The organism is Jiella soli (genome assembly GCF_020615385.1).
GTDB lineage: Bacteria > Pseudomonadota > Alphaproteobacteria > Rhizobiales > Rhizobiaceae > VKMB-3413.
In genome coordinates this window covers 17,807-43,235 of sequence record NZ_JAJAVB010000002.1, presented here as the reverse complement: position 1 = coordinate 43,235, position 25,429 = coordinate 17,807, and the positions used below count along the sequence as shown (strand labels likewise).

Annotated in this window: 26 protein-coding genes and 1 other RNA gene; 9 read left to right on the top strand and 18 right to left on the bottom strand. The window is 66.5% G+C overall.

Annotation, left to right across the window (positions count from 1 at the left end; genetic code table 11):
* Window positions 1-49 precede the first annotated feature (49 nt).
* From LH400_RS00470 to LH400_RS00405, 14 genes are all read right to left on the bottom strand, one after another.
* The gene (locus LH400_RS00470; protein WP_229150683.1) at window positions 50-292 is read right to left on the bottom strand and encodes an Lrp/AsnC family transcriptional regulator; all 243 of its coding nucleotides are present in this window, start codon (window positions 290-292) and stop codon (window positions 50-52) included.
* 51 nt (window positions 293-343) lie between these two features.
* Window positions 344-1,204 carry an alpha/beta hydrolase gene (locus tag LH400_RS00465; RefSeq protein ID WP_229150682.1) on the bottom strand — a complete coding sequence of 287 codons (861 nt, stop codon included), beginning with the start codon at window positions 1,202-1,204 and terminating at the stop codon, window positions 344-346.
* A 113-nt stretch (window positions 1,205-1,317) separates the two neighbouring features.
* Window positions 1,318-2,019, bottom strand: a complete 702-nt coding sequence (locus LH400_RS00460) for an ABC transporter ATP-binding protein (RefSeq protein ID WP_229150681.1) — start codon at window positions 2,017-2,019, stop codon at window positions 1,318-1,320.
* Window positions 2,019-2,780, bottom strand: a complete 762-nt coding sequence (locus tag LH400_RS00455) for an ABC transporter ATP-binding protein (protein ID WP_229150680.1) — start codon at window positions 2,778-2,780, stop codon at window positions 2,019-2,021. The genes LH400_RS00460 and LH400_RS00455 overlap by 1 nt, the downstream gene beginning before the upstream one ends.
* On the bottom strand, window positions 2,777-3,805 hold the full coding sequence (locus LH400_RS00450) for a branched-chain amino acid ABC transporter permease (protein WP_370638297.1): 1,029 nt from the start codon (window positions 3,803-3,805) through the stop codon (window positions 2,777-2,779). Before LH400_RS00450 ends, LH400_RS00455 begins: the two co-directional genes overlap by 4 nt.
* The gene (locus LH400_RS00445; protein WP_229150679.1) at window positions 3,802-4,728 is read right to left on the bottom strand and encodes a branched-chain amino acid ABC transporter permease; all 927 of its coding nucleotides are present in this window, start codon (window positions 4,726-4,728) and stop codon (window positions 3,802-3,804) included. The genes LH400_RS00450 and LH400_RS00445 overlap by 4 nt, the downstream gene beginning before the upstream one ends.
* Before the next feature lie 249 nt (window positions 4,729-4,977).
* On the bottom strand, window positions 4,978-6,159 hold the full coding sequence (locus tag LH400_RS00440; RefSeq protein WP_229150678.1) for an ABC transporter substrate-binding protein: 1,182 nt from the start codon (window positions 6,157-6,159) through the stop codon (window positions 4,978-4,980).
* Window positions 6,160-6,346: 187 nt separating this feature from the next.
* Window positions 6,347-6,556: a helix-turn-helix domain-containing protein gene (locus tag LH400_RS00435; protein WP_229150677.1), complete on the bottom strand. Its 210-nt coding sequence runs from the start codon at window positions 6,554-6,556 to the stop codon at window positions 6,347-6,349.
* A 234-nt stretch (window positions 6,557-6,790) separates the two neighbouring features.
* Window positions 6,791-7,210 carry a molybdenum cofactor biosynthesis protein MoaE gene (locus LH400_RS00430; RefSeq protein ID WP_229151224.1) on the bottom strand — a complete coding sequence of 140 codons (420 nt, stop codon included), beginning with the start codon at window positions 7,208-7,210 and terminating at the stop codon, window positions 6,791-6,793.
* 113 nt (window positions 7,211-7,323) lie between these two features.
* Entirely contained in the window at window positions 7,324-7,575 is a 252-nt protein-coding gene (moaD, locus tag LH400_RS00425) for a molybdopterin converting factor subunit 1 (protein ID WP_229150676.1), read from the bottom strand.
* A gap of 105 nt (window positions 7,576-7,680) precedes the next feature.
* Window positions 7,681-8,451, bottom strand: coding sequence for a RadC family protein (gene radC, locus LH400_RS00420; protein WP_229150675.1), 771 nt, complete (start codon window positions 8,449-8,451; stop codon window positions 7,681-7,683).
* Between the two features lie 9 nt (window positions 8,452-8,460).
* The gene (gene map / locus LH400_RS00415; protein WP_229150674.1) at window positions 8,461-9,312 is read right to left on the bottom strand and encodes a type I methionyl aminopeptidase; all 852 of its coding nucleotides are present in this window, start codon (window positions 9,310-9,312) and stop codon (window positions 8,461-8,463) included.
* 343 nt (window positions 9,313-9,655) lie between these two features.
* Complete coding sequence (locus LH400_RS00410) at window positions 9,656-10,702, bottom strand: fatty acid desaturase (RefSeq protein WP_229150673.1); 1,047 nt, start codon at window positions 10,700-10,702, stop codon at window positions 9,656-9,658.
* 304 nt (window positions 10,703-11,006) lie between these two features.
* A complete protein-coding gene (locus LH400_RS00405) occupies window positions 11,007-11,507 on the bottom strand; it encodes a thioesterase family protein (protein ID WP_229150672.1) in 501 nt (166 codons plus the stop codon).
* A gap of 80 nt (window positions 11,508-11,587) precedes the next feature.
* Between LH400_RS00405 and LH400_RS00400 the strand changes: the two genes are divergently transcribed.
* Window positions 11,588-13,003: an FAD-binding oxidoreductase gene (locus LH400_RS00400; protein WP_229150671.1), complete on the top strand. Its 1,416-nt coding sequence runs from the start codon at window positions 11,588-11,590 to the stop codon at window positions 13,001-13,003.
* A 127-nt stretch (window positions 13,004-13,130) separates the two neighbouring features.
* Complete coding sequence (locus LH400_RS00395; protein WP_255616776.1) at window positions 13,131-17,024, top strand: AsmA family protein; 3,894 nt, start codon at window positions 13,131-13,133, stop codon at window positions 17,022-17,024.
* 122 nt (window positions 17,025-17,146) lie between these two features.
* Here the strand turns inward: LH400_RS00395 and LH400_RS00390 are convergent, their stop codons facing one another.
* From LH400_RS00390 to ssrA, 4 genes are all read right to left on the bottom strand, one after another.
* The gene (locus LH400_RS00390) at window positions 17,147-17,380 is read right to left on the bottom strand and encodes a ribbon-helix-helix domain-containing protein (protein ID WP_229150669.1); all 234 of its coding nucleotides are present in this window, start codon (window positions 17,378-17,380) and stop codon (window positions 17,147-17,149) included.
* Complete coding sequence (locus LH400_RS00385; RefSeq protein ID WP_229150668.1) at window positions 17,377-17,610, bottom strand: DUF4169 family protein; 234 nt, start codon at window positions 17,608-17,610, stop codon at window positions 17,377-17,379. Before LH400_RS00385 ends, LH400_RS00390 begins: the two co-directional genes overlap by 4 nt.
* A gap of 8 nt (window positions 17,611-17,618) precedes the next feature.
* Window positions 17,619-18,203 (bottom strand): SspB family protein, encoded by a 585-nt coding sequence (locus LH400_RS00380; protein WP_229150667.1) that lies wholly within the window; start codon window positions 18,201-18,203, stop codon window positions 17,619-17,621.
* A 55-nt stretch (window positions 18,204-18,258) separates the two neighbouring features.
* Window positions 18,259-18,614: a transfer-messenger RNA gene (gene ssrA, locus LH400_RS00375) on the bottom strand.
* Window positions 18,615-18,677: 63 nt separating this feature from the next.
* Between ssrA and LH400_RS00370 the strand changes: the two genes are divergently transcribed.
* The 7 genes from LH400_RS00370 (at window position 18,678) to LH400_RS00340 (ending at window position 25,399) form a co-directional block, all read left to right on the top strand.
* Window positions 18,678-18,980 carry a DUF2853 family protein gene (locus LH400_RS00370; protein ID WP_229150666.1) on the top strand — a complete coding sequence of 101 codons (303 nt, stop codon included), beginning with the start codon at window positions 18,678-18,680 and terminating at the stop codon, window positions 18,978-18,980.
* Window positions 18,981-19,073: 93 nt separating this feature from the next.
* Entirely contained in the window at window positions 19,074-19,868 is a 795-nt protein-coding gene (locus LH400_RS00365; protein ID WP_229150665.1) for a thymidylate synthase, read from the top strand.
* Between the two features lie 189 nt (window positions 19,869-20,057).
* Entirely contained in the window at window positions 20,058-20,813 is a 756-nt protein-coding gene (locus tag LH400_RS00360) for a dihydrofolate reductase (protein WP_229150664.1), read from the top strand.
* 172 nt (window positions 20,814-20,985) lie between these two features.
* A complete protein-coding gene (gene hflK / locus LH400_RS00355; protein WP_229150663.1) occupies window positions 20,986-22,134 on the top strand; it encodes an FtsH protease activity modulator HflK in 1,149 nt (382 codons plus the stop codon).
* Window positions 22,131-23,360, top strand: coding sequence for an SPFH domain-containing protein (gene hflC, locus LH400_RS00350; RefSeq protein ID WP_370638296.1), 1,230 nt, complete (start codon window positions 22,131-22,133; stop codon window positions 23,358-23,360). The genes hflK and hflC overlap by 4 nt, the downstream gene beginning before the upstream one ends.
* Entirely contained in the window at window positions 23,357-23,542 is a 186-nt protein-coding gene (locus LH400_RS00345; protein WP_229150662.1) for a DUF2065 domain-containing protein, read from the top strand. Before hflC ends, LH400_RS00345 begins: the two co-directional genes overlap by 4 nt.
* A gap of 177 nt (window positions 23,543-23,719) precedes the next feature.
* Window positions 23,720-25,399: a Do family serine endopeptidase gene (locus LH400_RS00340; RefSeq protein ID WP_229150661.1), complete on the top strand. Its 1,680-nt coding sequence runs from the start codon at window positions 23,720-23,722 to the stop codon at window positions 25,397-25,399.
* The last annotated feature ends 30 nt before the right edge of the window (window positions 25,400-25,429 follow it).

The window sequence follows — 25,429 nt, the reverse complement described above, 5'->3', positions numbered from 1 at the left end:
CGACCGCGGGCCGACGACCAATCCGCCCGGTGCTCCGAATCCGGCGGCCTTATCCGAAGGCCTTGAAGGCGACGAGCGTGAAGGTGTCGGCGACGCCCTCAATGACTTGAAGCCGCTCGGTGACGAAGTGGCCGATGTCCTGGTCGTCGGCGAGATAGAACTTCGCGATGAGGTCGTAATGCCCGGAGGTGGAGAACACCTCCGAGATCTGCTCGACTTCCTGCACGAGTTCGTCGGCGACCTTGTAGGCCATGCCCGGCCGGCATTTGAACTGGACGAAGATCGTCTGCATGAGCGGCTCCTGAATCGCGCTGTGGCGAGGATGGACTTCCACCCGACCGTTTCAGCGGCTCGGGGGCTGCGTCAAGATGGCGACAAGTTCGCTTTCGGCATCGAGAAGGTCGTCGACGACGTCGAAATGATGCCGGCCGGCGATCTCGGCCGCGCGTGTGACGACGCCGAAGCCATGCCAGGCATTGGCAAGCAGCGCGTTCTGACGGCGGAATTCCGCAAGCTCCGCTCCGCCGACGATGCAGGTGAGATTGGCGCCCGGGCGCGGCTCCAGAAGGGCGGGGCTTTCGGCCAGCGCCTCCGCGACATCGAGGCCGAGCACATCGTTCATCGCGGTCCGCATGATCGGCCGGAGGTCGTGGACGCCGCTGATCGAGACGGTGTGGTCGATGCGGTCGGCCGTCGCCGCGGCGATCGGCGCGTTCGTGCAGAGCATGCGCGAAACGAGGTGGCCGCCGGCGGAATGGCCGGACAGACGGATCGGGCCGGCGATCCGCGCCGCCGAATGGTCGAGGAAGCGCCCGATCTCGCGGGTGATGTCCGCGACGCTCGCCTCCGGGCATAGCGTATATTCCGGCAGGGCGACGGCGAAGCCGCGGGAGAGCGCCCCGGCCGAAAAGTGCGACCAGTTGCCGATCTCCTGCGCCTTCCAGTAGCCGCCATGGACGAAGACGACGAGACCCTGCACCTCGCCTTCGGGGCGGAAGAGATCGTAATGCTGGCGCGGCCGGTCGCCATAGGGAACGGAGAGGTCGGCCCGGCCTTCGGAGGAAAGCTTGCCGCGAAAGGCTGCTGCGTCCGCCTGCCAGCGCGGCAGGAACGCCGCGGAATCCGGGACCGAGCCGCTGTTGTCATAGGCGGCATCGTAGTCGGCGACCGGATCGCCACCCGTCCAGATGGTCTCGTATGGCATAGGCCGCCCCCTCTTCGTCGATGAAGCCGCCTGCCATGGGCGCCTTGCATCGTCCCCAATTCCTCCGGTCCGCTTACAAGGTTCCGTTCGCGCGCGCGAGCCCGGCCCGGCCGTCACACATGCAGGAACCGGTCCTTGATCTCCGGCGTCGCCCGCAGCTCGTCCGAGGTGCCGCTCCAGGCGACACGGCCCTTCTCGATGACCACGTGCCGGTCGGCGAAGCGGGCGAGCGCGTCGACATTCTTGTCGATGACGAGGATCGCCTCGCCCGCGTCCTTGATCGCCGCAAGGCAGGTCCAGATCTCCTCGCGTATCAAGGGGGCGAGGCCTTCGGTCGCCTCGTCGAGGACGACGAGCCGGGGATTGGTCATCAGCGCCCGGCCGATGGCCAGCATCTGCTGCTCGCCGCCCGACAGCTGGTTGCCCATGTTGCGCCGCCGCTCCTTCAGCCGCGGGAACAGGCGGTAGACGCTGTCGAGCGTCCATTTGGGCGCGCCGGCGCGGCTCGCGCGACAGGTGGCGACAAGGTTCTCCTCGACGGAGAGGGTGGGGAAGATCTGCCGGCCCTCCGGCACGAGGCCGAGCCCGCGCTTGGCCACCACATGCGGCGGACGGCCGGTGACGTCCTCGCCGTCGATCCGGACCCGGCCGCCGCGCGGCTTCAGGAGGCCGAAGATCGACTTCACCGTCGTCGTCTTGCCCATGCCGTTGCGGCCGAGGAGGGTGACGACCTCGCCGGCCGCGACCGCAAGGTCGATGCCGAAGAGGATGCGGCTGTCGCCATAGGCGCTTTCGAGGCCCTCGACGTCGAGCATCAGGCGGCTGCTCCCTCTTCGCCGAGATAGGCGACGCGCACCTGCGAGTCGGTCCGGATCTCGGCTGGTGCTCCCGTCGCGATCAGTCGTCCGCTGACGAGCACGCTGACCCGGTCGGCGAGCGCGAAGACGGCATCCATGTCATGCTCGATGAGGACGATCGTATGCGTCGCCTTCAACGCGCGCATGAGCTCGACAAGAAGGGTCGATTCCTCATGCCCGGTTCCCGCCAGGGGCTCGTCGAGGAGCAGAAGCCGGGCGCCGGTCGCCAGCGCGATGGCGATCTCCAGCTGCCGCTTTTCGCCATGGGAGAGGCTGCCGGCCCGCCGCTCTGCCCGGTCGTCGAGTCCGACGCGGGCCAGGGCCGCCATCGCCTGGTCGTTGAGCGCGGCCTCGCTCGCGGCCGGGGCGAAGAAGCGGAAGCTCGATCCCGACCGCGCCTGCACCGCCAGCGCCGTGTTTTCGAGAACGGAAAAGCCCTCCAGGATCGACGTGATCTGGAAGGAGCGGGCAAGGCCCCGGCGCACGCGCTCGACCATCGACAGGCGAGTGATGTCTTTGCCGGCGAAGGAAATCGTCCCGCCGTCGCTCTTCAGGCTTCCCGACAATTGGTGGATCAGGCTGGTCTTGCCGGCGCCGTTCGGTCCGATTATCGCGTGGAGTTCGCCGTCGGGAACGTCGAGGTGGAAATCGTCGGTGACCTTGAGCGCGCCGAAGCTCTTGGAAAGTCCTCGGACGGAGAGGAGCGGCCGCGCGCTCATTTGAGCCGTTCTCCGATGAGCCGCTCGATGCCCCCGGCGATGCCGCCGCGGGTGAACAGGACGAGGAGGACGAGGAGGAGGCCGAGGCCGAGCTTCCAGTGTTCGGAGATCTGGGCGAGCCAATCCTCGAGAAGCAGGAAGGCGATGGCACCGCCGATCGCTCCGGCAAGGCTCCCCATGCCCCCGAGGACGACCATGACGATCAGTTCGCCCGAGCGCTGCCAGGTCATATAGGCGGGCGAGACGAACTCCGCCTGGTTGGCGAGGAAGACGCCGGCGACGGCGGCTATGGCGCCGGCGATGACATAGGCCGTGAGCTGATAGGGAAAGGGCGAGAAGCCGATGGACTGCATGCGCGCGGGATTGTCGCGCGTGCCGCGCAGGACGCGGCCGAAGCGCGACAGGGTGAGGGCGCGCAGGCCGAAGAAGGCGAGGGCGAGGACGGCAAGCACGAGGTAGAACAGCGAGCGATCGCCCGCCAGCACGTTCAGGCCGAACAGCGTCGAGCGCGCCTTTAGCGTCAGCCCGTCATCGCCGCCATAGGCCGAGAGCGAGACCATGAAGAAATACGCCATCTGGCCGAAGGCGAGCGTAATCATGATGAAATAGACGCCCTTCGTCCGAAGCGAGATCGCGCCGGTGACGAGGGCGAAGAGGCTGGCGGCAAGGATGGCGGCGACAATCTGGAGGAGGAGGTCGTCGATCCCGTTGGCGGCCAGGATGCCGACGGCATAGGCGCCGATCCCGATGAAGGCAGCGTGGCCGAAGGAGACCATCGCGCCGTAGCCGAGGATCAGGTCGAGCGACAGGGCCGCGAGCGCGAAGATCATGACGCGCGTCGCCGTCACCATCAGGAACGGATCGTCCGTCGCGGCCGCAAGGAGCGGCAGGAGCGCGAGGCCGAGGAAGATCAGGCCGGCCGCGAGGACGGCGCCGCGCCCTTGAAGCATGCCGCGGCGACGCTCGGAGGTCTTGTTGTCGGTTCCCTGTCGGGAGAGACCGGCATCGGAGGCGCCTGCGCTCATGCCGCGGCGCCCTTGGCGGGAAAGAGGCCGGCCGGCCGAAAGGACAGGACGGCCGCCATCAGGATGTAGATCAGCATCGGGGCGAGCGTCCGCCCGGCCTGCGAGGCGGCCGAGGGATCCATCAGGCTCTTCAGCACGATCGGCCCGAAGGTGCGGCCGAGCGTGTCGACGAGGCCGACGAGGATCGCCGCGACGAAGGCGCCCCGCACCGAGCCGACGCCGCCGATGACGATGACGACGAAGGTAAGGATGAGGACGCTGTCGCCCATGCCGGGCTCGACCGACAGGATCGGCGCGACCATGGCGCCGGCGAAGCCCGCGAGCATGGCGCCGAGACCGAAGACGAGCATGAACAGCCGTCCGACGTCGACGCCGAGGGCGGAGACCATCGGCGCGTTGGAGGCGCCGGCCCTCAGCCGCATGCCGACGCGTGTGTGGTTGACGAGGAGGTAGAGCCCCAACGCCGTCGCGAGGCCTGCCGCGATGATCGCGAGGCGGAACACCGGATAGCGCATGAAGCCGATCAGCGGGATCGAGCCCGAGAGGATGTCGGGGACCGGCACGCTCATCGGCGCTGCGCCGAAGAGGATCTTGACGCCTTCGTTGAGGATCAGGATCAGCCCAAAGGTCGCCAGCACCTGTTCGAGATGGTCGCGCTCGTAGAGGTGGCGGAAGACGAGGCGTTCGAGGAGGAGGCCGAAGGCGAGGACGGCGGGCAGTGCGAGCGCGAGGCCGAGGAAGAAGTCGCCGGTCCAGGCGGTGAAGGCGGCGGTGAAATAGGCACCGACCATGTAGAGGACGCCATGGGCGAGGTTGATCAGGTTCATGATTCCGAAGATCAGCGTCAGCCCCGCCGCGACGAGGAAGAGCAGGATCCCGAACTGAACGCCGTTCAGCGCCTGCAGGAGGAAAAGGTTGAACATCGGTCCTGCATCATTCTCATGCCCACGGGGGTCGGAGCCTCCTCATCCTCAGGTGCGAGCGAAGCGAGCCTCGAAGGGCGAGGGGGCAGCCGCTTCCCCTTCAAGGGATGCGCGTTTGGAAGGGCGATGGGTGAATGTCGAGCCCAGCGCCCTCGCCCTTCGAGGCTCCCGTCGCTGCGCTCAGGTCGTACCTCAGGATGAGGGGCTACTGATCCGCCCCGCCGTCCGCCCCTATGCCGAGCCTTGCCCTCAATCCATCTTGCAGTCCTTGGCGTAGTTGTCCTGATAATCGTCGAAGATCTTCTTCTCGATCCGGGTCTCGTACTTGCCGTCGTCGCGCTTGGCGACCTTGACGAGATAGAAGTCCTGGATCGGAAAGTGGTTCGGCCCGAACTTGAAGTCGCCGCGCAGGGACTGGAAGTCGGCCTTCTCCAGCGCCTTGCGCAGGCCGTCCTTGTCGGAGAGGTCGCCGCCCACCGCCTTGACCGCACTGTCGATCAGCAGCGCCGCATCGTAGCCATGCATGGCGTAGCTGCCGGGCACGCTGCCGTACTTCGCCTCATAGGCCTTCACGAATTCCTTGGACTGCTCATTGTCCATGTCCGGGGCCCAGTCGGAGCCGCCGAAGAAGCCGACTGCGGCGTCCTTCTGCGCGGGCAGGGTCGTCTCGTCGACGGTGAAGGCGGAGAGGAAGGGGATCGATTCGAGGCCGGCCTGGCGGTACTGCTTGACCAGATTGACCCCCATCCCGCCGGGCATGAAGGTGAAGACGGCGTCCGGCTGGGCGGCGGCGATCTGCGCGAGCTCGGCGGAGAAGTCGAGCTGGCCGAGCGGGGTGTAGAGCTCGTTCACCACCTCGCCCTTGTAGGCATGCTTGAAGCCGGCGAGCGAGTCCTTGCCCGCCTGGTAGTTCGGCGCCAGCAGGAAGACGCGGGCATAGCCCTGATCCTGAGCGTACTGCCCGAGAACCTCGTGGTTCTGGTCGTTCTGATAGGAGACGGCGAAGAAATTCTTGTTGCAGGCCTCGCCGGCGAGATTGGACGGGCCGGCATTGGGGCTGATCAGAAAACTGCCCGCCTCTGTGACCGGCTTCACGATCGCGCCGGCGATATTGGAGAAGATCGGGCCGACGACGAAGTCGGCGCCGTCGCGCTCGACGAGTTCGCGGGCCTTGTTGGCGGCGACGTCCGGCTTCAACTCGTCGTCGGCCGTGGTCACCTCGGTCGGGACTCCGCCGAGCTTGCCGCCCATCTGTTCCACCGCGAGGAGGAACCCGTCGCGGCCCTGTTCGCCGAGGACGGCCGCCGGGCCGGACAGGGTGAGCATCAGGCCGACCGTGAGTTTTTCATTGGCCGTATCTTCGGCGGCGGCGGACCCGGCGAGTGCTGTCGCCGCAAGGAGGCCGATGGCGACGGTGCGAAGTCTGGTCATTCCTGCATCTCCCATGCGAAACTCTGCGGCGAGGGGAACGTGATCTCTTGTCCCGGTGCCGGCAATGCTGACGATGTCCGCGGTTTTTCCGCCGCCGGAAAATAGTTTACACATAAAGTAGTTCGTCGCAACCGGCCTCTTCCAACTTGTTCTGAAGATTGGACGGGCGGGAAGCCGGGAAGAGCACTCATGTCTCGCCGATCGGCTTCAGGCCGTGGGAGATGGCCGCGCAGGCGAGGGCGACGGTCTTCGGGATGACCACCGGCCGGTCGTCGTCCTTGCGCGATCCGAGTTCGTAGCTCAGGACGGTCGTCGTCGGGAGCCCCAGGGCCTGACCGGCATGCGCCAGGGTGAAACCGTGCGAGCGCCGCCAGGCCTTGAACTCGTCCGAAGTCATTCGGGCTCCCCCCGTTGCGGATCGCAGTGTTCCACTCCGCGGGTCGGGGTTCAATCGGCTGGGATCGACTTATTTTTCGCCCGACAGCTCGGGCGCCGAAGGAGAGGCGCGGGTGAACGAACGGGGCAGGGGCCGGGGCATTTGCGCGCGCCTCTGCGCGGCTTTCCCAAGCTGTCTTACGGTCGGGAGATCAATGCGGCGCTGCCGGGGCGTCGCCGTCCCTCGCGAATCCTGTCAGAGCCGGTGCCACTTGTCGGCGGCAGCGTCGTCGGTGTCCTTCGATTCCACCCAGCCGCCGGCGGTGCCATCGACGAGATGCTCCCGTTTCCAGAACGGGGCTCGGGTCTTGAGGAAGTCCATCAGGAAGCTCGCCGCCTCGAACGCGGCCTGCCGATGCTCCGAGGCGCAGGCGACGAAGACGATCTCCTCGCCCGGCGAGATCATGCCGGTGCGATGGATCGCCGTGACGGCGAGAAGTGGCCAGCGACCTGCGGCCTCCAGGGCGATCTTCTCGATCTCGCGCTCGGCCATGCCGGGATAGTGTTCGAGTTCCAGCGCCGCGAGGCGGCCGCCCTCGTCGCGGCAATAGCCGGAGAAGGTAACCAGCCCGCCGACGGCGCCGCCGCCGGACAGTCGAGCGGTCTCCGCAGCCATGTCGATCCGCCCAGTCTCGACCCGGACCGTCGGCCGAGCGGGGGCATGTGCGGACCCTTGCGAGCCGGCGTCGTCGGGATGCTGCTTCACGTCGGTCTCCGTCAAAGGCTTGGTCAGCCGCCCGTCATCGGCGGGAAGAGCGCCACTTCCTTGGCGCCGGCCAGCGGCTCGGAATGATCGACATGCTCCTGATTGATGGCGACGCGGATGATCTCCGGCGCCTGCAGGGCGGAATCGTAGTTTGCGCCACGCCCCTTCAGCCAGTGCAGCAGATCGTCCACGGTCTCGACGCCCGCGGGCAGCTGCACCTCTTCCTCTGCGAGGCCGATCCGCTCGCGGACCCAGGCGAAATAGGCAAGTTTCATGACGCGCTCCCTTCGTCTCTCCTAGCGCAGATGGCGAGCCCCGGGGACGAAATCCACCCCCGATCGTGTCCGCGGGCAAGCTTCGGGCGTCGCGGCCTCGCCGGCTCAGAACAGCCGCAGCCCCTTGAGGCTCGCATGGCCGGACTTGCCGATGATGATGTGGTCGTGGACGGCGATGCCGAGCGGTTTCGCCGTCTCGACGATGGTCCGCGTCATATCGATGTCTGCCCGCGAGGGTGTCGGATCGCCCGAGGGATGGTTGTGGACGAGGATGATCGCGGTCGCCGAGAGTTCCAGCGCGCGTTTGACCACTTCGCGGGTGTAGACCGGCGTGTGGTCGACGGTCCCGGTTCCCTGGATCTCGTCGGCGATGAGCGCATTCTTCTTGTCGAGGAAGAGGATGCGGAACTGCTCGCGTGTCTCGTATGCCATCGCCGCCTTGCAATAGTCGAGGACGGCGGACCAGGAGGAGAGTACTTCGCGGCCCTTCACCGCCGAGCGCATCGCCCGCTGGTTGATCGCCGCCACGATCGAAAGGTCGAGCGCGACGGCCTCCTTCACGCCGGGTACCTCCACCAGCCGCTGACGCGGCGCGTTGAGGACCTCCGACAGGGAGCCGAAGCGGGCGATCAGCGCCTTGGCGATCGGCTTGACGTCACGGCGCGGGATCGTCCGGAAGAGGATCAATTCGAGAAGCTCGTAATCGGCAAGCGCGGCGGCCCCGGAGGTGGCGAAGCGCTCCCGCAGCCTGTCGCGGTGGCCGTCGTGATGCTTCGCCTCTGCTCTGGCGGATGTGTGCGGCGGCTCATGACGCTCAGCCCGCGCCTCGGTGAGGCCGGGAAAGTCCGGCTCGTCCTCGCCGCCTCCCGTGTTCATCGGCCGGGTCTATTCCGCCGCGCCCGCGACGGGCGAGACGTCGAGGCCCGGGGTGTCGAGCCCGCGCGGCGAGAAGGTGAAGACCTCGCAGCCCGTCTCGGTGACGCCCAGCGTATGCTCGTACTGCGCGGAAAGGGACCGGTCGCGCGTCACCGCGGTCCAGCCGTCGTTCAGGATCTTCACATGCGGTCGGCCGAGATTGATCATCGGCTCGATGGTGAAGATCATGCCGGGCCGCATCTCGACGCCCTCGCCGCGGCGGCCGTAGTGAAGAATGTTCGGCGCGTCGTGGAAGAGCTTGCCGACGCCATGACCGCAGAAATCGCGTACCACCGAGCAGCGCTCCGATTCGGCATATTCCTGGATCGCTGCGCCGATGTCGCCGATATGGCCGCCCGGCTTCACCGCCGCGATGCCCAACATCAGCGACCGGTAGGTGACGTCGCAGAGCCGCTCCGCCGCCCGCTTGATCCGGCCCACGGGATACATGCGCGAGGAATCGCCATGCCAGCCATCGACGACCAGCGTCACGTCGATGTTGACGATGTCGCCTTCCTTCAGCGGCTTGTCATTGGGGATCCCGTGACAGACGACGTGGTTGATCGAGGTGCAAACGCTCTTCGGATAGCCGCGATAGTTCAGCGTGGCGGAGACCGTGTCGTTCTGCCGCGCGAACTCCACGACGAAATCGTCGATCTCCTGCGTCGTCACACCCGGCTTGACGATGTCGACCAACCCGTCGAGACAGCGCGCCGTCGCCTGGCAGGCGCGTCGCATGCCCTCGAAGGCTGCATCGTCGTAGAGACGGATCGCGCCGGTGTTGCGGCTCGGATTGGCTTCGGCTTCGAGATAGGTGGTCATGGGCGCGCGCGACTTGCTGCTGAGACGGAAAACGGCCGATATCGGGTCATCCGGCTGATGTCGCACCGAACGGCGGGCGCTTCAACCCCTGGGACCGGTCGCATCGATGCAGCGAGCGCGGCTGATCAGGATCCGGCACCCGGCGTCGAGGAGGGATCATTGGCGCCGTGGCGGATGGCGTGGATCGGAATTTCTCCGGTCCAGGACCTGGCCGTCATCGTCTTCGATCTCGGCGAGAAGCAACTGAACTTCGCGCCAGGTGAGGACGATGACCAGGGTCCGTATGCGCTATACCGGTCGCCAGATCGCCATCGCGTTCCCGATCGACGGAGGAGCCGGCCGATCAGGCCGTCCGCGCCTCGCGGAAGGAGACGAGACATTTGTTGCGCTCGTCCCAAAGGGCGAGCCTGACGCAGGCGAAGCTTTGCCACAGGGTGATGCGGCCGATGCTTCGCAATTCCGGATGATCGCGCAGGATCTGCGGCAGCCGGTAGAACGGCACCTTGCTCGACAGATGGTGGACGTGGTGGATGCCGATATTGCCGCTGAACCAGCGCAGCACCGGCGGAAGGTCGTAATGCGAACTGCCGTGAAGCGCTGCGCGCTGGAAGTTCCAGTCCTCGTCCATGGACCAGTGCGTCTCCTCGAACTGGTGCTGGACGTAGAAGAGCCACACGCCGGCGGTCGCGGCCATCAGCGTGATCGGCAACTGAACGGCGAGAAACGGCCAGACTCCCATCAGCCAGATCAGCAGCGCCACCGGCAGCGCGATGCCGAGATTGGTCGCAAGGGTGGAGACCCAGGGCCTCATGCCGGCCCGCATCAGACCGATGGGCAGCCGGTACTGGCAGATGAACAGCCAGGCGGGTCCGAAGCCGAACATCACCATGGGATGGCGGTAGAGCCGGTAGCGCGCGCGGTTCCAGTAGCTCAGCGCTTGGTACTCCCTGACGGTCAGCGTATCGACGTCGCCGATGCCGCGCTTGTCGAGATTGCCAGCCGTCGCGTGATGGACCGCATGGGTGCGGCGCCAATAGTCGTAGGGTGTCAGCGTCAAGACGCCGATGACGCGGCCGGTCCAGTCATTGCTGGCGCGCTGCGTGAAGAGCGCACCGTGGCCGCAGTCGTGCTGCAGGATGAACAGGCGGATCAGGAAGGCGGCCGCCGGGATCGTCAGGAGAAGACCCCACCAGAACCCGTTGACGGCCGCAATCCCGGCCAATGCCCAAAGCAGGGCGAAGGGCAGCGCGCTGACGACAATCTCCCAAATGCTGCGGGCGTGGCTCGGCTGGCGATAGGACGCGAGGATCGCGCTCCAGGCGCGGCTGGCATCGTTGATTCTGGCGTCTTCGGTGCGGTCGGATAGGGGATGCGTGGCGGGTGCGTGCATGCGTTCCATCGAAACAGGTGTATTGCCGGGTCCCGAAATCGCCGATGCCTGGATGCGACTTGCGTCGCGAACGCTTGAAGTGGCCTGCCGGAGAATCGGATGAAGAAAACGCGAGTTCGAGCGTCTCATGTCTCGCGAGATGCATGCCGTCCGCATTTGGCTTAAACCCTTGCCGCGCAGACATGACAAGTCTTACATCGAACGCTCGTCGGCCCAAACGGTTCATTTGCTTGGGACCGAAAATTTAACACGAGGGTTGGAGCCGCTGCACAGACCCTCGGTCCCGATTCGCTGCCCCGCCGCTTCAGACGCCAAGATCGCGGATCGACCGACCGAGCTGCTCCGGGCGCGGCAGCCGGGCGTGCTCCTTTGCCGCGCGCGAGACCTGTTCGAACACGTCCGTCGGAAACGGCGCCACCTTCGGCCCGTCCGGATTGCGCTGGTCGATCGACAGGCTGAGGTTTTCCAGCGTCGCGGCGAGCCAGCCATCGGTGTGATGCATCTCCTGGAAGATGTGGAGGCGCTTGGTATCCAGGCCGACGATCTGCGAGCTCACGGTCACAGCCGAGTCCGGCGGCAGTTCCTTCAGATAAGAGACATGCGCCTCGGCCGTATAGGTCGTGAACCCCGTCGCGGCCCGGTAGAGTTCGCCGAGCCCGATCGCGGCGAACAGCCCGTCGATACCCTGGTCGAAGAGCACATGGTAGTAGGCGAGGTTGAGGTGGCCGTTATAGTCGATCCATTCCGGCTTCAAGCGCATCGGCGCCGAGCGGAACGGCACCTTCTGGTCTTCGGTCGCGGTCATGGCGCTTGCATCCTCCCCGATGTCGGCTGCAAGAGGGAAGAACGAGGCAATGCCGAAATGTCAATGACGGGAGGAAGCGGATGGCGCTGAAGGATATTCTCGCGGAACGGCCGGTGCGCCGGGCCGGCATCGAAACCGCCGTCGCCAGCCTCAAGGATAAGTTCGGCGATCGCGTCGTCACCGGCGAGGACGTGCGCCGCGCCCACGCCCATTCCACCACCTATATCCCGAACCAGATGCCGGACGCCGTCTTCTTCGCCGAGACCGAAGAAGAGGTGCAGGCGCTGGTCCTGATCTGCGGCGAGAACGATACGCCGATCGTGCCCTTCGGCACCGGCTCCTCGCTGGAAGGCCATATCAACGCGCCGCAGGGCGGCATCTCCATCGACCTCTCGCGCATGGACAAGGTCCTCGCTGTCAACGCCGAGGATCTCGACTGTACGGTGGAGCCGGGAATCACGCGTGAGGCGCTGAACGCCCATCTGAGGGATACGGGCCTGTTCTTTCCGATCGATCCGGGCGCCAATGCCAGCCTCGGCGGCATGGCGGCGACGAGGGCATCCGGCACCAACGCCGTGCGCTACGGGACGATGCGCGACAATGTGATCTCGCTGACGGCCGTCATGGCCGATGGCAGGATCATCCGGACCGCCCGGCGCGCGAAGAAGACCTCGGCGGGCTACGATCTGACGCGGCTTCTCGTCGGTTCGGAGGGCACGCTCGGGATCATCACCAAGCTGAACCTGAGGCTCTACGGAATTCCCGAAGCGATTCTCTCCGGGGTCTGCTCCTTTCCAAGCGTGCGTGACGCCTGCGACACCGTGATCGAGACCATCCAGTCCGGCATTCCCGTTGCGCGGATCGAGCTTCTCGACGCCCAGTCCATGGAAGCGGCCAACGCCTATGCCGGGCTCGATCTCGAAGCGCGGCCGTCGCTGTTCCTCGAATTTCACGGCTCGCCCGCTTCTGTGGCCGAGCAGGCCGAGACCTTCGGCGCGATCGCGCGAGAGCACGGGGGCGGCGAAATCCGTGCCTCGCAGAAGACCGAGGAGCGGGCGAAGCTGTGGAAGGCCCGCCACGACATGTACTGGGCCTCGATGACGCTGCGGCCGGGCGCGCGGGCGATCGCGACGGATGTCTGCGTGCCGTTGTCGCGCCTCGCCGACTGCATCGGCGAAACCCAGGAGGACATCGCGGCGAATGGTCTTGTCGGCCCGATCATCGGCCATGTCGGCGACGGCAATTTTCACGTCACGCTGCTTCTGGATGTGGCAGATCCGCGGGAGATCGACGCGGCCGAGGCCTTCATGGCGCGGCTTGCGGAGCGGGCGGTGGCGATGGACGGCACCTGCACGGGCGAGCATGGAGTGGGTCAGGGCAAGCGCGGCTATCTCCGCCGCGAGCTCGGCGATGCCGTTGACGTGATGCGGAGCATCAAACTTGCGCTCGATCCGCACAATATCCTCAATCCCGGCAAGATCTTCGCGTCCGAATGATCCGTTGACCCTCGACATTCGCGCTCCGTTCTGGCCTATCCTGACGGCAATGGCGGCTGGCGCAGTGCAGCATGGGGCTGTCTCGCCTTCGGCCGCCGGCCCAACCGATCGAGAAGGGAGCTGAGTTCTGGTCAGAGCCTTCGTTTTCGTCGGCGGCCTCCTGGTGCTGGCTCTGCTCGGGGCACTGGTCGCGCCGTATTTCATCGACTGGACGGCCTATCGCGCCGATTTCGAGCGAGAGGCGTCCAGGATCCTCGGCCGCAAGGTGATCGTCCGCGGGGAAGCCTCGGCGCGGCTTCTGCCCTTTCCCTCCGTGACCTTCGAGGATGTCGAAGTCGGAGGCGATGCCGGAAAGCCGCTCCTGACCGTCGATCGGTTCCGCATGGACGCCGAACTCGCCCCATATCTGTCGGGCGAAATCTTCATCTATTCGATGACGCTCGACCATCCGACGATCCGCATTCCTGTCGGCGCCGATGGAGCGATCAGCTGGGTGGTCGACCAGCCCCATATCCCGACCGGGGCGACCGTCGTCCTCCAGAGTGTCGGCATCGAGAACGGTGAGGTCGAGATCGAGAATGCCGCGTCCGGGCGGACCGAAAGGCTGAACGACGTCGACGCGACCCTGTCGGCGGCGACGCTCGCGGGCCCCGTCGACGGCAGCGGCAGTTTCTCCGTCGGCGGCGAGACGGTCGACTTCACGCTCTCGCTCGGCACGGTCCAGGACGACGGCTCGATGCCGGTGCGGGTCGAGGCGGCCAACCACACGCTGTCCACCAAGGTCACCCTCGACGGATCGGCGACGCTCGACGGGCACGTGCCGAACTTCAAGGGCGCGGTCGGCATCCAGCGGCCAGTGCCCGAACTCGCGGGACTTTCCGGCGAGGCTTCGGACGGCACGCGCAGCCCCTTCGAATCGCTGGCCGGCGCGCAGTCCGATGGCGCTTCGCAGGACACGCCGCAAGGGCCGGCGGTGCCGCCGTTGCGGGCGGCCGGCGCGATCAGGCTGACGCCGCAATCCGCCGAGCTGAGCGACCTGCGCGTCGAAGCCGGACCGGCTCCGCAGCCCTATGTGCTGAACGGCAAGGGCAGCCTCGACTTCGGCAAGTCGCCATCCTTTGCGCTGTCCCTGAAGGGCGAGCAGGTCAATGTCGACGCGCTCGCGTCCGGTGAAGGGTCCTCGTCGAGCGAAGCGGCGCCGGCCGGATCCGCGATCGGGTTGCCCGAGCGGGTCGAAGCTCTGCGCTCGGTGCTCGCGCAGATCCCGCGCCCGACGATCCCCGGGGAGGTGGTCGTCAATCTGCCGGTTGTCCTCGCCGGCGATACGACGATCCGCGACGTCGCCTTTACCGCCAGCCCGACCGGGGGCGGCTGGTCTGTCGACGGCTTTTCGGCCGAACTTCCAGGGCGCACCCGCATCGAGGCGAGCGGCACGGTCGGCCTCGAGCCGAGCTTCAGCTTCGAAGGGGATCTGCTTGTCGCCTCGCAGCAGCCCTCGGGCTTTTCGTCCTGGCTGACCGGCGAAATCGATCCGGCGATCCGCACGCTCAGCCGCGCCGGTTTCTCGGCGAAGACGGTGCTGACGCCCGAGCGCCAGGTCTTCAACGGCCTCGAACTGGATATTGGGGGCGACACGCTGACCGGCCGGCTCGAACGCACGGAGATGGGTGAGCATACCAAGATCTCGTCCAAGCTCTCCGGCGGCGCCGTGGACCTCGACGCCTTCTTCGCCCTGACCAAGATCCTGACAGGCCAGTCGGACTCGCTCGCCAATGCCGATCGGTTCGACGTCGCGCTCAAGGCCGGGCCGGTCACCTTCGACGATGTCAAGGCCGACGTGATCGATGCCGACGTGCTCTATGACGGCGACATGCTGTCGATCGGCAAGCTTGACGTCGAGGGGATCGCCGGTGCGACGGTTACCGCGTCCGGGCGGCTGACGGATCTGAAGAGCGAGGCCAAGGGCAAGCTCGACGTCGACCTGACCTCCGCCGCGCCGTCCCGCTTCTTCACGTTCCTGCACAGCCGGCTTCCCGGCATTCCCCTCGTCGAGGTGCTGAGCGCCAAGTCCGCGCGCCTGGCGCCGCTTGCACTCTCGGGTCAGCTGGAGGCGACGGATGGGGACGCCGGCAAGAAGCCGAGCCTTCTCGTGCGCTTGAAGGGAACCGCCGACGGCACCACGATCGACCTGTCCTCGGCGATCGAGAACGGCATCTATGCGCGCCAGGAAAGCGGACGCTTCGGGCTCGATCTGACGCTGAAGAACGATAAGCCGGCCATCCTCCTCGGGCAGCTCGGGGTTCCCGCCGCCGAAATCGACGCACCGTCGCCGCTTCAGGTCGAACTGTCGCTCTCGGCCGCCGAGACCGGACCCGCCGTCGCCAGCGCCTCCTTGCGCGCCCCCGGCAGCGAAGTCAGCGTCGACGGCGTCCTCGACGTCACCCCGAACGGCGTCACCCGCGCCGACATGTCGGTCTATCTGAAGAGCGAGGATGCCGGGCCCTGGCTGCGGACGGCGGCGGTCGACCTCGGCCAGTCCTTCGATTCCGTCCCGGTCGATGTCAACGGCGATGTCGTCTATGATGTGGGGGAATGGACGCTTCGCGGGGTCTCCGGGACGATCGCCGGCAACGACGTCGCCGTCGATATTCACAAGAGCGTCGGCGGAGCCTTCGATGGGAAGGCGCATGTCTCGACGCTGTCGCTGCCCTGGGTCGCCAATCTCGTATTCGGTGAGCCGCTTCAGACTGCAATCTCGGGTCCGCTCTGGCCGAAGAAGCCTTTCCGCGCGAGCCTTCTGCCGGACAGCGAATTCGATGTCGCCGTCACCGCCGACAGCTTGGACACCGGCGCCGGCAGCCTCCAGGATTTCTCCGCGGAGGCGCTGGTGACGGGCTCGCAGCTTTCCTTTGAAAAGGCGAGGCTGTCGCTGCCGGGCGGAGAACTCTCCGGCCGCCTGGCGCTTCGCAATGCCGGCGGCCTCGGCGGGCTGACGCTGGAGGCGAAGTCTTCCGGCTTCGATCTCTCGGCGGTCTTCCCGCAGCTTGCGGCCGGCGAGGGCGGCGGTTCGCTCTCCGGAAACATCCGGCTTGACGGCAGCGGCCAGTCCTATGCCGGTCTCGTTTCCGCGCTGACCGGCGCCGGCTCGGTGTCTGTGACGGACGCGCAGATCCCTGGCGTTCCCCCTGCCATCTTCAGTCCCCTGCTGGAGGCCGCCGACGAATCGGGCTTCAAGCCGCAGGGCGATACGAAGGCGACATTCGTCGGGCTGGCCAAAGGCACGAGCTTTCCCGTGCCGTCCGCCTCCAGCGAATTCGCGGTGACCGGCGGGACGGTCCGGTTCGCCCCGACGACCGTCGCCAGCCAGAACGAGCAGCTGCGTCTCGAGACGAGCCTTGATCTCGCGTCGCTGACGCTCGACGGCGAGATGCAGCTGTCGCTGGACCCCGGGCTCGACCGCGTCGAAGGCGCGACCCCGGTGGTCGTCTACGACGTCGCGGGCAAGCTGTTCGACCCGGCGCTGTCGATCGATGCGACCGCGCTCGTCAACTATCTGTCGGTGCGGGCGCTGGAACAGGAACAGGCCCGCGTCGAGCAGATGCAGGAAAGTCTCCAGGAGAAGCTGAGGCTTCGGCGCGAGGCCCGCTTCTATCGCTGGCGGACCGACGAAGCGGAACGGGTCGAAGCCGAACGCAAGGCGGCGGAGGAAGCGGCCCGCGCCAAGGCGGCCGCGGAAGAGGCGGCGGCCGCAGCGGCCAAGGCGGAGCGCGAAGCGCGCGCGAAGGCGGCGGCCGAAGCCGCGCGCAAGGACGCCGAGCGGGCGGCGTCTGGCAGCGCAGCCGACCGTCCGGCGGAGAAGTCCCAGCCCAGCGAGCGCGCTCCACAGCCGGAGAAGCCGTCGGCCGGCACTGCGCGGGACACTCCCGCGATCGACTTCAACACTGCCGTCCCCGGCGCTTCGACTGGCGGGGAGGCGAGCTTTCCGAGCCTTCCGGGGGTGAAGGGGCCGCTGGAATTCTGACCGGGCACGGGCCGGGAGAGATCGGAAATGGCGTCCTGATCCGATTCGCCTCCGCCGGCCATCGGTCTTGGGACGATAGTCGTGCCGAAAGGGTCGGCCCGCCAGCGCCATCGGCCTCTTGATCAGCCGCGTTGTTGTTCCTCGATTCGCGACAGGGCGTCGTCGAGGACGAACAGGCGAATGGCCGAGGACAGATTGGCCTCCGCTTCGCGACCGGCGTCGATCTCGGCAACGAGGCGGGCGACCGGCATGTCACGCTCCGCCGCGATTACGCGGAGGCGGTCCCAGAACCGGTCTTCGATGCTGATGGATGTGGAGTGCCCTGCGATCGCGACGGATCGCTTGACGACGCTCACGCCTCGTCGGACCCGCCGCCCGGCGCGTCTGCGTCTGCCGCCGCCGCGACGATGCGGTGATTGCGCTTCAGACCGTCGAGGGCGCGCTCGCTGCGTTGCCGTTCCAACTCCGCGAATGTCCGGGCCGCTTTCGGCGTGCCGAAGCGAACCCGGTTATCGGCAGCGGTCTTGTCTGCCGCATCGCGCTCGCGGCGCTTGCGGGCCCGGCGCAGATTGACGATCTCGGCCAATGGAGACCTCAGGTCTTCTTGCGAAATGCGTCGAGCGAAACGACCTGCGCGTCCTTCTTCTCCGCGGCCTTGTCGTCGCCGTCCTCGGCAGGGGACTTTTCTTCCTCCGAGCCGGCTTCCGCCTTTTGCCTCGCCGGCAGCTTGGCAGGCTTGCCGAGCGGTGCGACCGGCTGCGGCGCGACGGGTTCCAGCGGGATCGGCTCGACGGCCTCGCCCTGCGTATTCGCAGCTTCCGCGCTCTGGACGTCGAATTCGAGCTCGAAATTCACCGCCGGGTCGTAGAAGCCGCGGATCGCGCTGAACGGAACCAGAAGCCGCTCAGGAATGTCCGAGAAGGACAGGCCGACCTCGAAGGCGGTCTCGTTCACCTGCAGGTCCCAGTACTGGTGCTGGATGACGATCGTCATCAGCTCCGGATATTTCTCGCGCAGCCGCGAGGAAATCCGCACGCCCGGTGCCGAGGTGAGAAAGGTGATGAAGAAGTGATGTTCCCCCGGAAGGCCGGTCTTGACCACCTCGCCGAGGACCTTGCGGATCACGCCGCGGAGCGCATCCTGCGCGAGAACATCGTAACGGATAAGATCCTGGCCCATTGCGGTGTCCTGAACTGCCTTCCTCCGGCGATACGCGAGGGGCGTATCTCAAAAAAGTGGAGGCTTCTGTTGCCAGGCGCCTCCGAGCCCCGCCTAAGAGTGCGAACCCTCAGGACTTGAATTGAAGCGTTCGCGCTGCTTACGCAGCGAGACGAGCTTCCGCATAGTTGTCGTTGGCAACTATTGATACGGCCCGATAACGGCGGAACCATGCCGAGCGAAAATTCGATCTTTACACCCTCGTCGATCCTATTTCGCCCCCGCCAGATCCCATCCACGAATGGGATCTGGTGGAGGCGCCGGGTACCGCCCCCGGGTCCGAAAGGCTTATTCCATCGAACGTTTATCGCCATAGCCGGCCGAATGACCGGCAAGGCGAATATAAGGGGCTCACTCGCCGGTGAAAAGAGATGTCGCTTCCGAAAGCGGAGGAAATCGGCCACACTCGCTCCGATTCCGGACATGGAGCGTTTCATGGACTACGTCGCGAAGGTGAAGGAATACGATCCGAACGCCGACGAGGAACGCGTCAAGCGGCTTGAAAGGCGCCTCGCGCTCGTCCTGAACAAGCGGGATACCGCTTCGGTCGCCGCGAGCGATCCCAAGGAGGTCGAGCGCGCCGCCGCCTGGGTCGCCAAGGCGTGTTCCGTTCCGCTCGACGAGGCTAAGAGGGCGGTGGACGGCGCGCTCGAGACGATGAAGAACGAGCGCATGAAGAATCGGCTGGTGGTCTATTACCTGTCGGCCAGCAGCCTCGGAAAGCTCGCCGATCTCTGAGCCCCAGGCCCGAGATTTGCCACGGCAGCGCCCGGCCGGCACCGATAAGGGGCGGTCGCGGAGGGCGCGCGGCCATGCATGCGAGAGGATCCATTGCGTCAATATCTCGATCTCCTGCGCCATTTGCTGGACAGCGGCATCGACCGTCCCGACCGCACCGGGACCGGCACCCGCTCGGTTTTCGGCCACCAGATGCGCTTCGACCTTCGGGACGGGTTTCCGCTCGTCACCACGAAGAAGCTGCACATCCGCTCGATCGTCCACGAGCTCCTCTGGTTCCTGAAGGGCGACACCAACATCGCCTATCTGCACGAGAACGGGGTCCGGATCTGGGACGAATGGGCGGACGAGAACGGCGATCTCGGACCGGTCTACGGGGCGCAGTGGCGCTCCTGGCCGGACTATCGCGGCGGCCATGTCGACCAGATCGCCGGTGTGGTCGAGGCGATTCGGACGAACCCGAACTCACGACGACTAATCGTCTCGGCCTGGAATCCGGCGCTGGTCGACGAGATGGCGCTGCCGCCCTGCCACTGCCTCTTCCAGTTCTACGTGGCGGAGGGGCGGCTCTCCTGCCAGCTCTATCAGCGCTCGGCCGACATCTTTCTCGGCGTTCCGTTCAATATCGCCTCATACGCGCTGCTGACGGCGATGGTCGCGCAGGTGACGGGATTGGAGCCCGGCGACTTCGTGCACACTCTCGGGGACGCACATCTTTACGCCGACCATTTCGACCAGGCGCGACTGCAGCTGACGCGCGCGCCGTTGCCGCTGCCGACGCTGCGGCTGAATCCGGAGATCGACGACCTCTTCACATTCCGCTTCGAGGATATCGCAGTCGGGGGCTACCAGTCACACGAGCATATCAAGGCGAAGGTGGCCGTGTAGCGGGGGAGGGGCCGGCGCAGCGTCTGCGCCTTCTCGGGCCGTCCCGGCGAGCGCCCGAGAGCGGACGGGACGATGGCAGCCGAAGCGGCGGTCTTCGGCCTGTGGACGACGCGCCGCCTCCCGCCGGCGTCCTTGTCTCTTTCGGCAAAACTTGCGAACACCGGCCGTCCGAAAGAAGGTTCGTCGTCCTTGGCCGTCAGAAATCGCGTCCGGCTTCCGTCCGCAACCGCGCTTGTCGCGCGCAGCCGCATCGGCCACGTCATCGGCAGCGAGAACAGCCTGCCCTGGCATCTGGGCAGCGACCTGCGCCTGTTCCGCGAGCGCACGACCGGCCATGCCGTCATCATGGGGCGGCGCACCTACGAATCGATCGGCCGGCCGCTGCCGAATCGGCTCAACATCGTCCTGTCGCATCGCCCGCTCGCCTCGACCGAGACGCTGAAATGGGCGGACACGCCGTCGACGGCGCTGCTCATCGCCGACGCCTTCAGCATTATCAACGCCAGACGCGAGTTCTTCGTCATCGGGGGCGACACGATCTACAAAGTGTTCGGTTCACTGATCAACAAAGTGTTCCTGACCGAGGTCGATGCCGGCGAATTGTCCGGAGACGCGCGTTACGACGTCGATTTTTCGGACGATGCCTGGTGGCGCGCGCCGGGCCAGCGATCCTATCCCGCCTCCGAGCGTGACGACTTCCCCTTCGAGGTCCACTGCTACATTCGCCGCGTGCAGCGGCTGCGCACGCAGATGGAGGATGAATTTGTCCGGCAGTATCCGCATCTGCGGGCGTTTGTCGCTCCATTCGAAGATCCCGATGAGGCCGGGCGGGCGGGCGAGGAACAGCTCGATCTCTTCGACGAACCGGCGTCCCCCCGCGAGGCGGCGAAGACAGACGCTCAGATCGTCGAATTCGAGGCGCGCCAGCTCGATCTCTTCGCGTGACGGTTCCTCTCGGAGGTCGGCGTCTCGTTCACCATTCGCGCCACCGTGCAAGGCGATTCCGTCGCACTCGCGTTGAAAGCGGATTTCGCAGTTCCTATAAGGGCTGAGGCACGTTTCGGGGGCATCATGATGAAGGCGCTCCCCGCTCTCCCTCGCATCTGGAAGGACATCAATGCCCTGGAGCAATCAGACCGGTAGCGGCGGCTGGAAAGGCGGTGGCAACGGCGGCCCCTGGGGGCAGCGACCGCAAGGTCCGCGCCCCGGCGGAGGCGGCGGCGGTGGCGGATCGCCCGATCTCGAAGATATTCTGCGCCGCGGCCAGGACCGCCTCCGGCGCGCCATGCCGGGCGGGTCCGGCACGGGCGGCGGCATCGGCTGGGCTCTGCTGATCGTCGCGGCGCTCGTCGTGCTCTGGCTGTTCAAGGCGGTCTACACCGTCCAGCCCGATGAGGTCGGCGTCGAAATGGTGTTCGGCAAGCCGAAGACCGAACTCTCCCAGCCTGGCCTGCACTTCATGTTATGGCCGGTCGAGACAGTCGACACGGTGCCTGTGGTCGAAAGCCAGATGACGCTTGGCGATGGCCAGCGCGGCGACAATTCCGGGCTGATGCTGTCGGGCGACCAGAACATCGTCAACGTCCAGTTCGCCGTGCTCTATCAGGTCGACGAACCGGCGAACTATCTGTTCGACGTGGAAGACCCGGTCGGCATGCTGAAGCAGGTGGCCGAGAGCGCCATGCGCGAGGTCGTCGGCCGGCGGCCGGTCCAGGACGTCTTCCGCGACGACCGTGCCGGCATCGCCGAGGAAGTCCGCCAGATTACCCAGGACACCATGAACGAGTATCAGGCGGGTCTGCGCGTCAATGCCATCTCGATCGAGGACGCGGCACCGCCGAGCCAGGTCGCTGACGCCTTCGACGAGGTCCAGCGCGCCGAGCAGGACGAGGACCGCTTCGTCGAGGAAGCCAACCGGTACCGGAACCAGAAGGTGGGCCAGGCGCGGGGCCAGGCGGCTCAGGTCCGGGAGGACGCTGCCGCCTACAAGAGCCGCGTGGTGCAGGAAGCGGAAGGTGAGGCGCAGCGCTTCACCTCGGTGCGCGACGCCTATGAGCGGGCCCCGGACGTCACCCGCAAGCGGCTGTTCCTGGAAACCATGGAGGGCGTCCTGAAGGATTCCGCCAAGGTGATCGTCGAACAGGGCGTCGGCGGCGCAGCAGGCGTCGTCCCGTATCTGCCGCTCGATCAGTTGCAGGAGCGAGCGGCCAGGACCGGCTCGGGCACCAATACCCCGGCCGGCTCGCAGGGGAGGACCAACCAATGAACGGCCGTATCTACGCTTTCCTGATCGCCGGCGCGGCGGGCCTCCTGCTGCTCTGGAACGCTATCTTCATCGTCAACGAGAAGGAACAGGCCCTGATCCTGCGCTTCGGCGAGATCCGACGCGTGGTCAGCGAGCCCGGGCTCTACTTCAAGCTGCCCTTCTCCTTCGCGGGGGCGGACAGCGTCCAGAAGCTGCCCGACCGGCTGTTGCGTTTCGATCTCGACAACATCCGCGTCCAGGTCTCCGGTGGCAAATTCTACGAAGTCGACGCGTTCATGGTCTACAACATCTCCGATGCGGCCAGGTTCCGGCAGACGGTCTCGGGCTCCATCCCGCAGGCCGAGCAGCGTCTTCGCACCCGTCTCGATGCGGCGCTTCGCCGGGTCTACGGCCTGCGCGGCTTCGAGGCTGCGTTGTCCAACGAGCGCGGTGAGATGATGCGGCAGGTCCGCGACGAGATCCGGCCGGATGCGGCGCAACTCGGGCTCGACATCGACGATGTCAGGATCCGCCGCACGGATCTCACGCAGGAAGTCTCGCAGCAGACCTATGAGCGCATGCAGGCAGAGCGCCTGGCGGAGGCCGAGCGGCTTCGCGCACGCGGTCAGGTCGCGGCTCGCCAGATCCGAGCCGGCGCCGACCGCGAGGTCGTCGAGACCGTCGCCAAGGCGCAGCGCGAAGCGGAGATACTCAAGGGTCAGGGCGAAGCCGAACGCAGCAACATCTTCGCCGACGCCTACAGCAAGGATCCGGAATTCTTCGACTTCTACCGGTCGATGCAGGCCTACAGGCAGGCGCTCGAAAATTCCGGCACGACCATGGTGCTCTCGCCGAACACGGAGTTCTTCCGTTACTTCAACTCCGACCAGAACCGGATCCCGGGTCTCGCCTCACCCTCGCAGTCCGGCAGTGCCGACGTGCCGGGCACCGCGGCCCCGGAGACTTCCGGGACGCCGCGGCCTGAGGCTCAGGCAGCCCCCGAGGGCGAGGGCTCAGGCCCCGCGACGAGCAGCTCGGCCGAAGCGGCCGGCTCGGCCACGGGCGAGGCTGCAGGCACGCCGCCTGCAAGCAGCCCGGACGCTGCGTCCGCTTCACCCGGCACGGCGCCTTCTGGCGGCGGCAATGCCGGCACTGCCGATGCGGCGACTTCCGGCAGCGCGCCGGCCGCCGGCGGAAGCGGTGAGGCCGCATCGACCGGCACCGGTTCGGCGGTCGCGGTTCAGTGAAGGACTTCCTCGATGCCCTCGGTCTCCTTCTGGTGATCGAGGGCATTTTCTATTGCCTGTTCCCCGAAGCGGTCAGGCGGATGGCAAAACGCGCCGTCCAATTGCCGGAGTCCAATATGCGAATCGGCGGCCTGGTCGCCGTTTGTCTCGGCGTATGCGTCGTCTGGCTGGTCCGGCGATAGTCCCGGGCCCTGCCGGCCGAAGGGCAGGGCAGTTGCGCGATCACGGTTGCCGGAACCCGCGACAAAGCACTTGATTCGGCCAGAATTCTCGGCTCCGCTCGCGCAAACGCCGAGTCACGGCGAGGCGATCCGTCGGCCGTCCCGGCCCCGCCATCGATTTCACGAGTAGGATTTGCGATGATCCCGACGCCGCTCCGATCGATCCTCACCGCACTGGCTCTGGCCCTCACGGCCTCGACGTCCGGTGCCGCGTTCGCGCAGGCGCCTAGCGATCAGCCCGCGCCGACGCAGACGATCCCAGACCAGCCGGACGACGATCAAGCGACACCGCAACCGGCTCCCGCGACGCCGGACGACGCCGCCGAACAGGCCGTGCCTGCGCTGCCCGTTCCACCCGCAGATGACGATGCCGCTTCGGAGCAAAGCACGAAGCTGGTCGAGGAGCCGGCAAACTCCGCCTTCTCGCATGGCCCAAAAGCGGTTTCCGACCTCGCGGAAGGGCTCCTCGACGCCGTCGTCAACGTCTCGACGGCGCAGTCGATCGACACGCCCGGGCGCGGCATCCCGCCGCTTCAGGCGCCGGAAGGCTCGCCGCTTCAGGATTTCTTCGACGATCTTCTCAACGGCGACAAGGGCAGCGGCGACCAGCGCGTCCAGTCGCTGGGCTCCGGATTCGTCATCGATCCTTCCGGCATCATTGTCACCAACAATCACGTGATCGCGGACGCCGATACGATCACCGTCAATTTCGCCGATGGGAGCCAGCTCGACGCCAAGCTCGTCGGCAAGGATTCCAAGACCGACATCGCCGTCCTCAAGGTCGAGCCGCCGAAGCCGCTGAAGGCGGTCGATTTCGGCGATTCCGATCATATCCGGATCGGCGACTGGGTGATGGCGATCGGCAACCCGTTCGGGCTCGGGGGCTCGGTATCGATCGGCATCGTCTCGGCGCGCGGCCGCAACATCAATGCCGGCCCCTACGACAACTTCATCCAGACCGACGCCGCCATCAATCGCGGCAATTCCGGCGGCCCGCTCTTCGACATGAACGGCAATGTGGTCGGCATCAACACGGCGATCATCTCTCCGACCGGCGGCTCGATCGGCATCGGCTTCTCGATCCCCTCCAAGCTCGCGGTCAACGTCATCGACCAGCTGCGCAAATATGGCGAGACCCGACGTGGCTGGCTGGGCATCCGCCTGGAGGCGGTGACCGACGACATCGCCGACGGGCTCGGGCTGGACACGACGCGCGGTGCCGTCGTCATGGGGATCGTTCCCGGGGGTCCCTCGGACAACGGCACGCTCAAGGTCGGTGACGTGATCGTCGGCTTCGACGGTCAGGCCGTCGAGGGCTCGCGCGACCTGCCGCGCATCGTGGCCGAGACGCCGGTGGGCAAGACCGCCAAGGTCGACATCCTGCGGAAGGAGAGCACCAGTGAGCCGGCCAAGCCGATGACCGTCGAAGTGACCCTTGGCCGTCTCGAGGATGGCGAGAAGATCATGGCCGAGAACGACCGGCAGCCGGACGCGACGCCGTCGGCGCCCTCGGCCACATCGGTCGAGACCCTCGGCATGAAGCTCGCCGATATCGACGACACGCTGCGCAAGCAGTTCAGCCTGTCCAAGGACACCACGGGCGTGGTCGTCACCTCCGTCGCGCCCAGTTCCAGCGCCGCCGAGAAGGGCATCGAAGCCGGTTCGACGATCAAGGAGGTCGCCCAGGAAAAGGTCTCCAGCGCCGCCGAGGTGGCGGAGAAGATCGATAAGCTCAGGAGCGAGGGGCGCCGCAACGCGCTTCTCCTGCTCGCCGCCTCAAATGGTGATCTGCGCTTCGTCGTCGTGCCGATCGAGTAAGCCGTCCCGGCGAACACGGCGTTCGCTGGC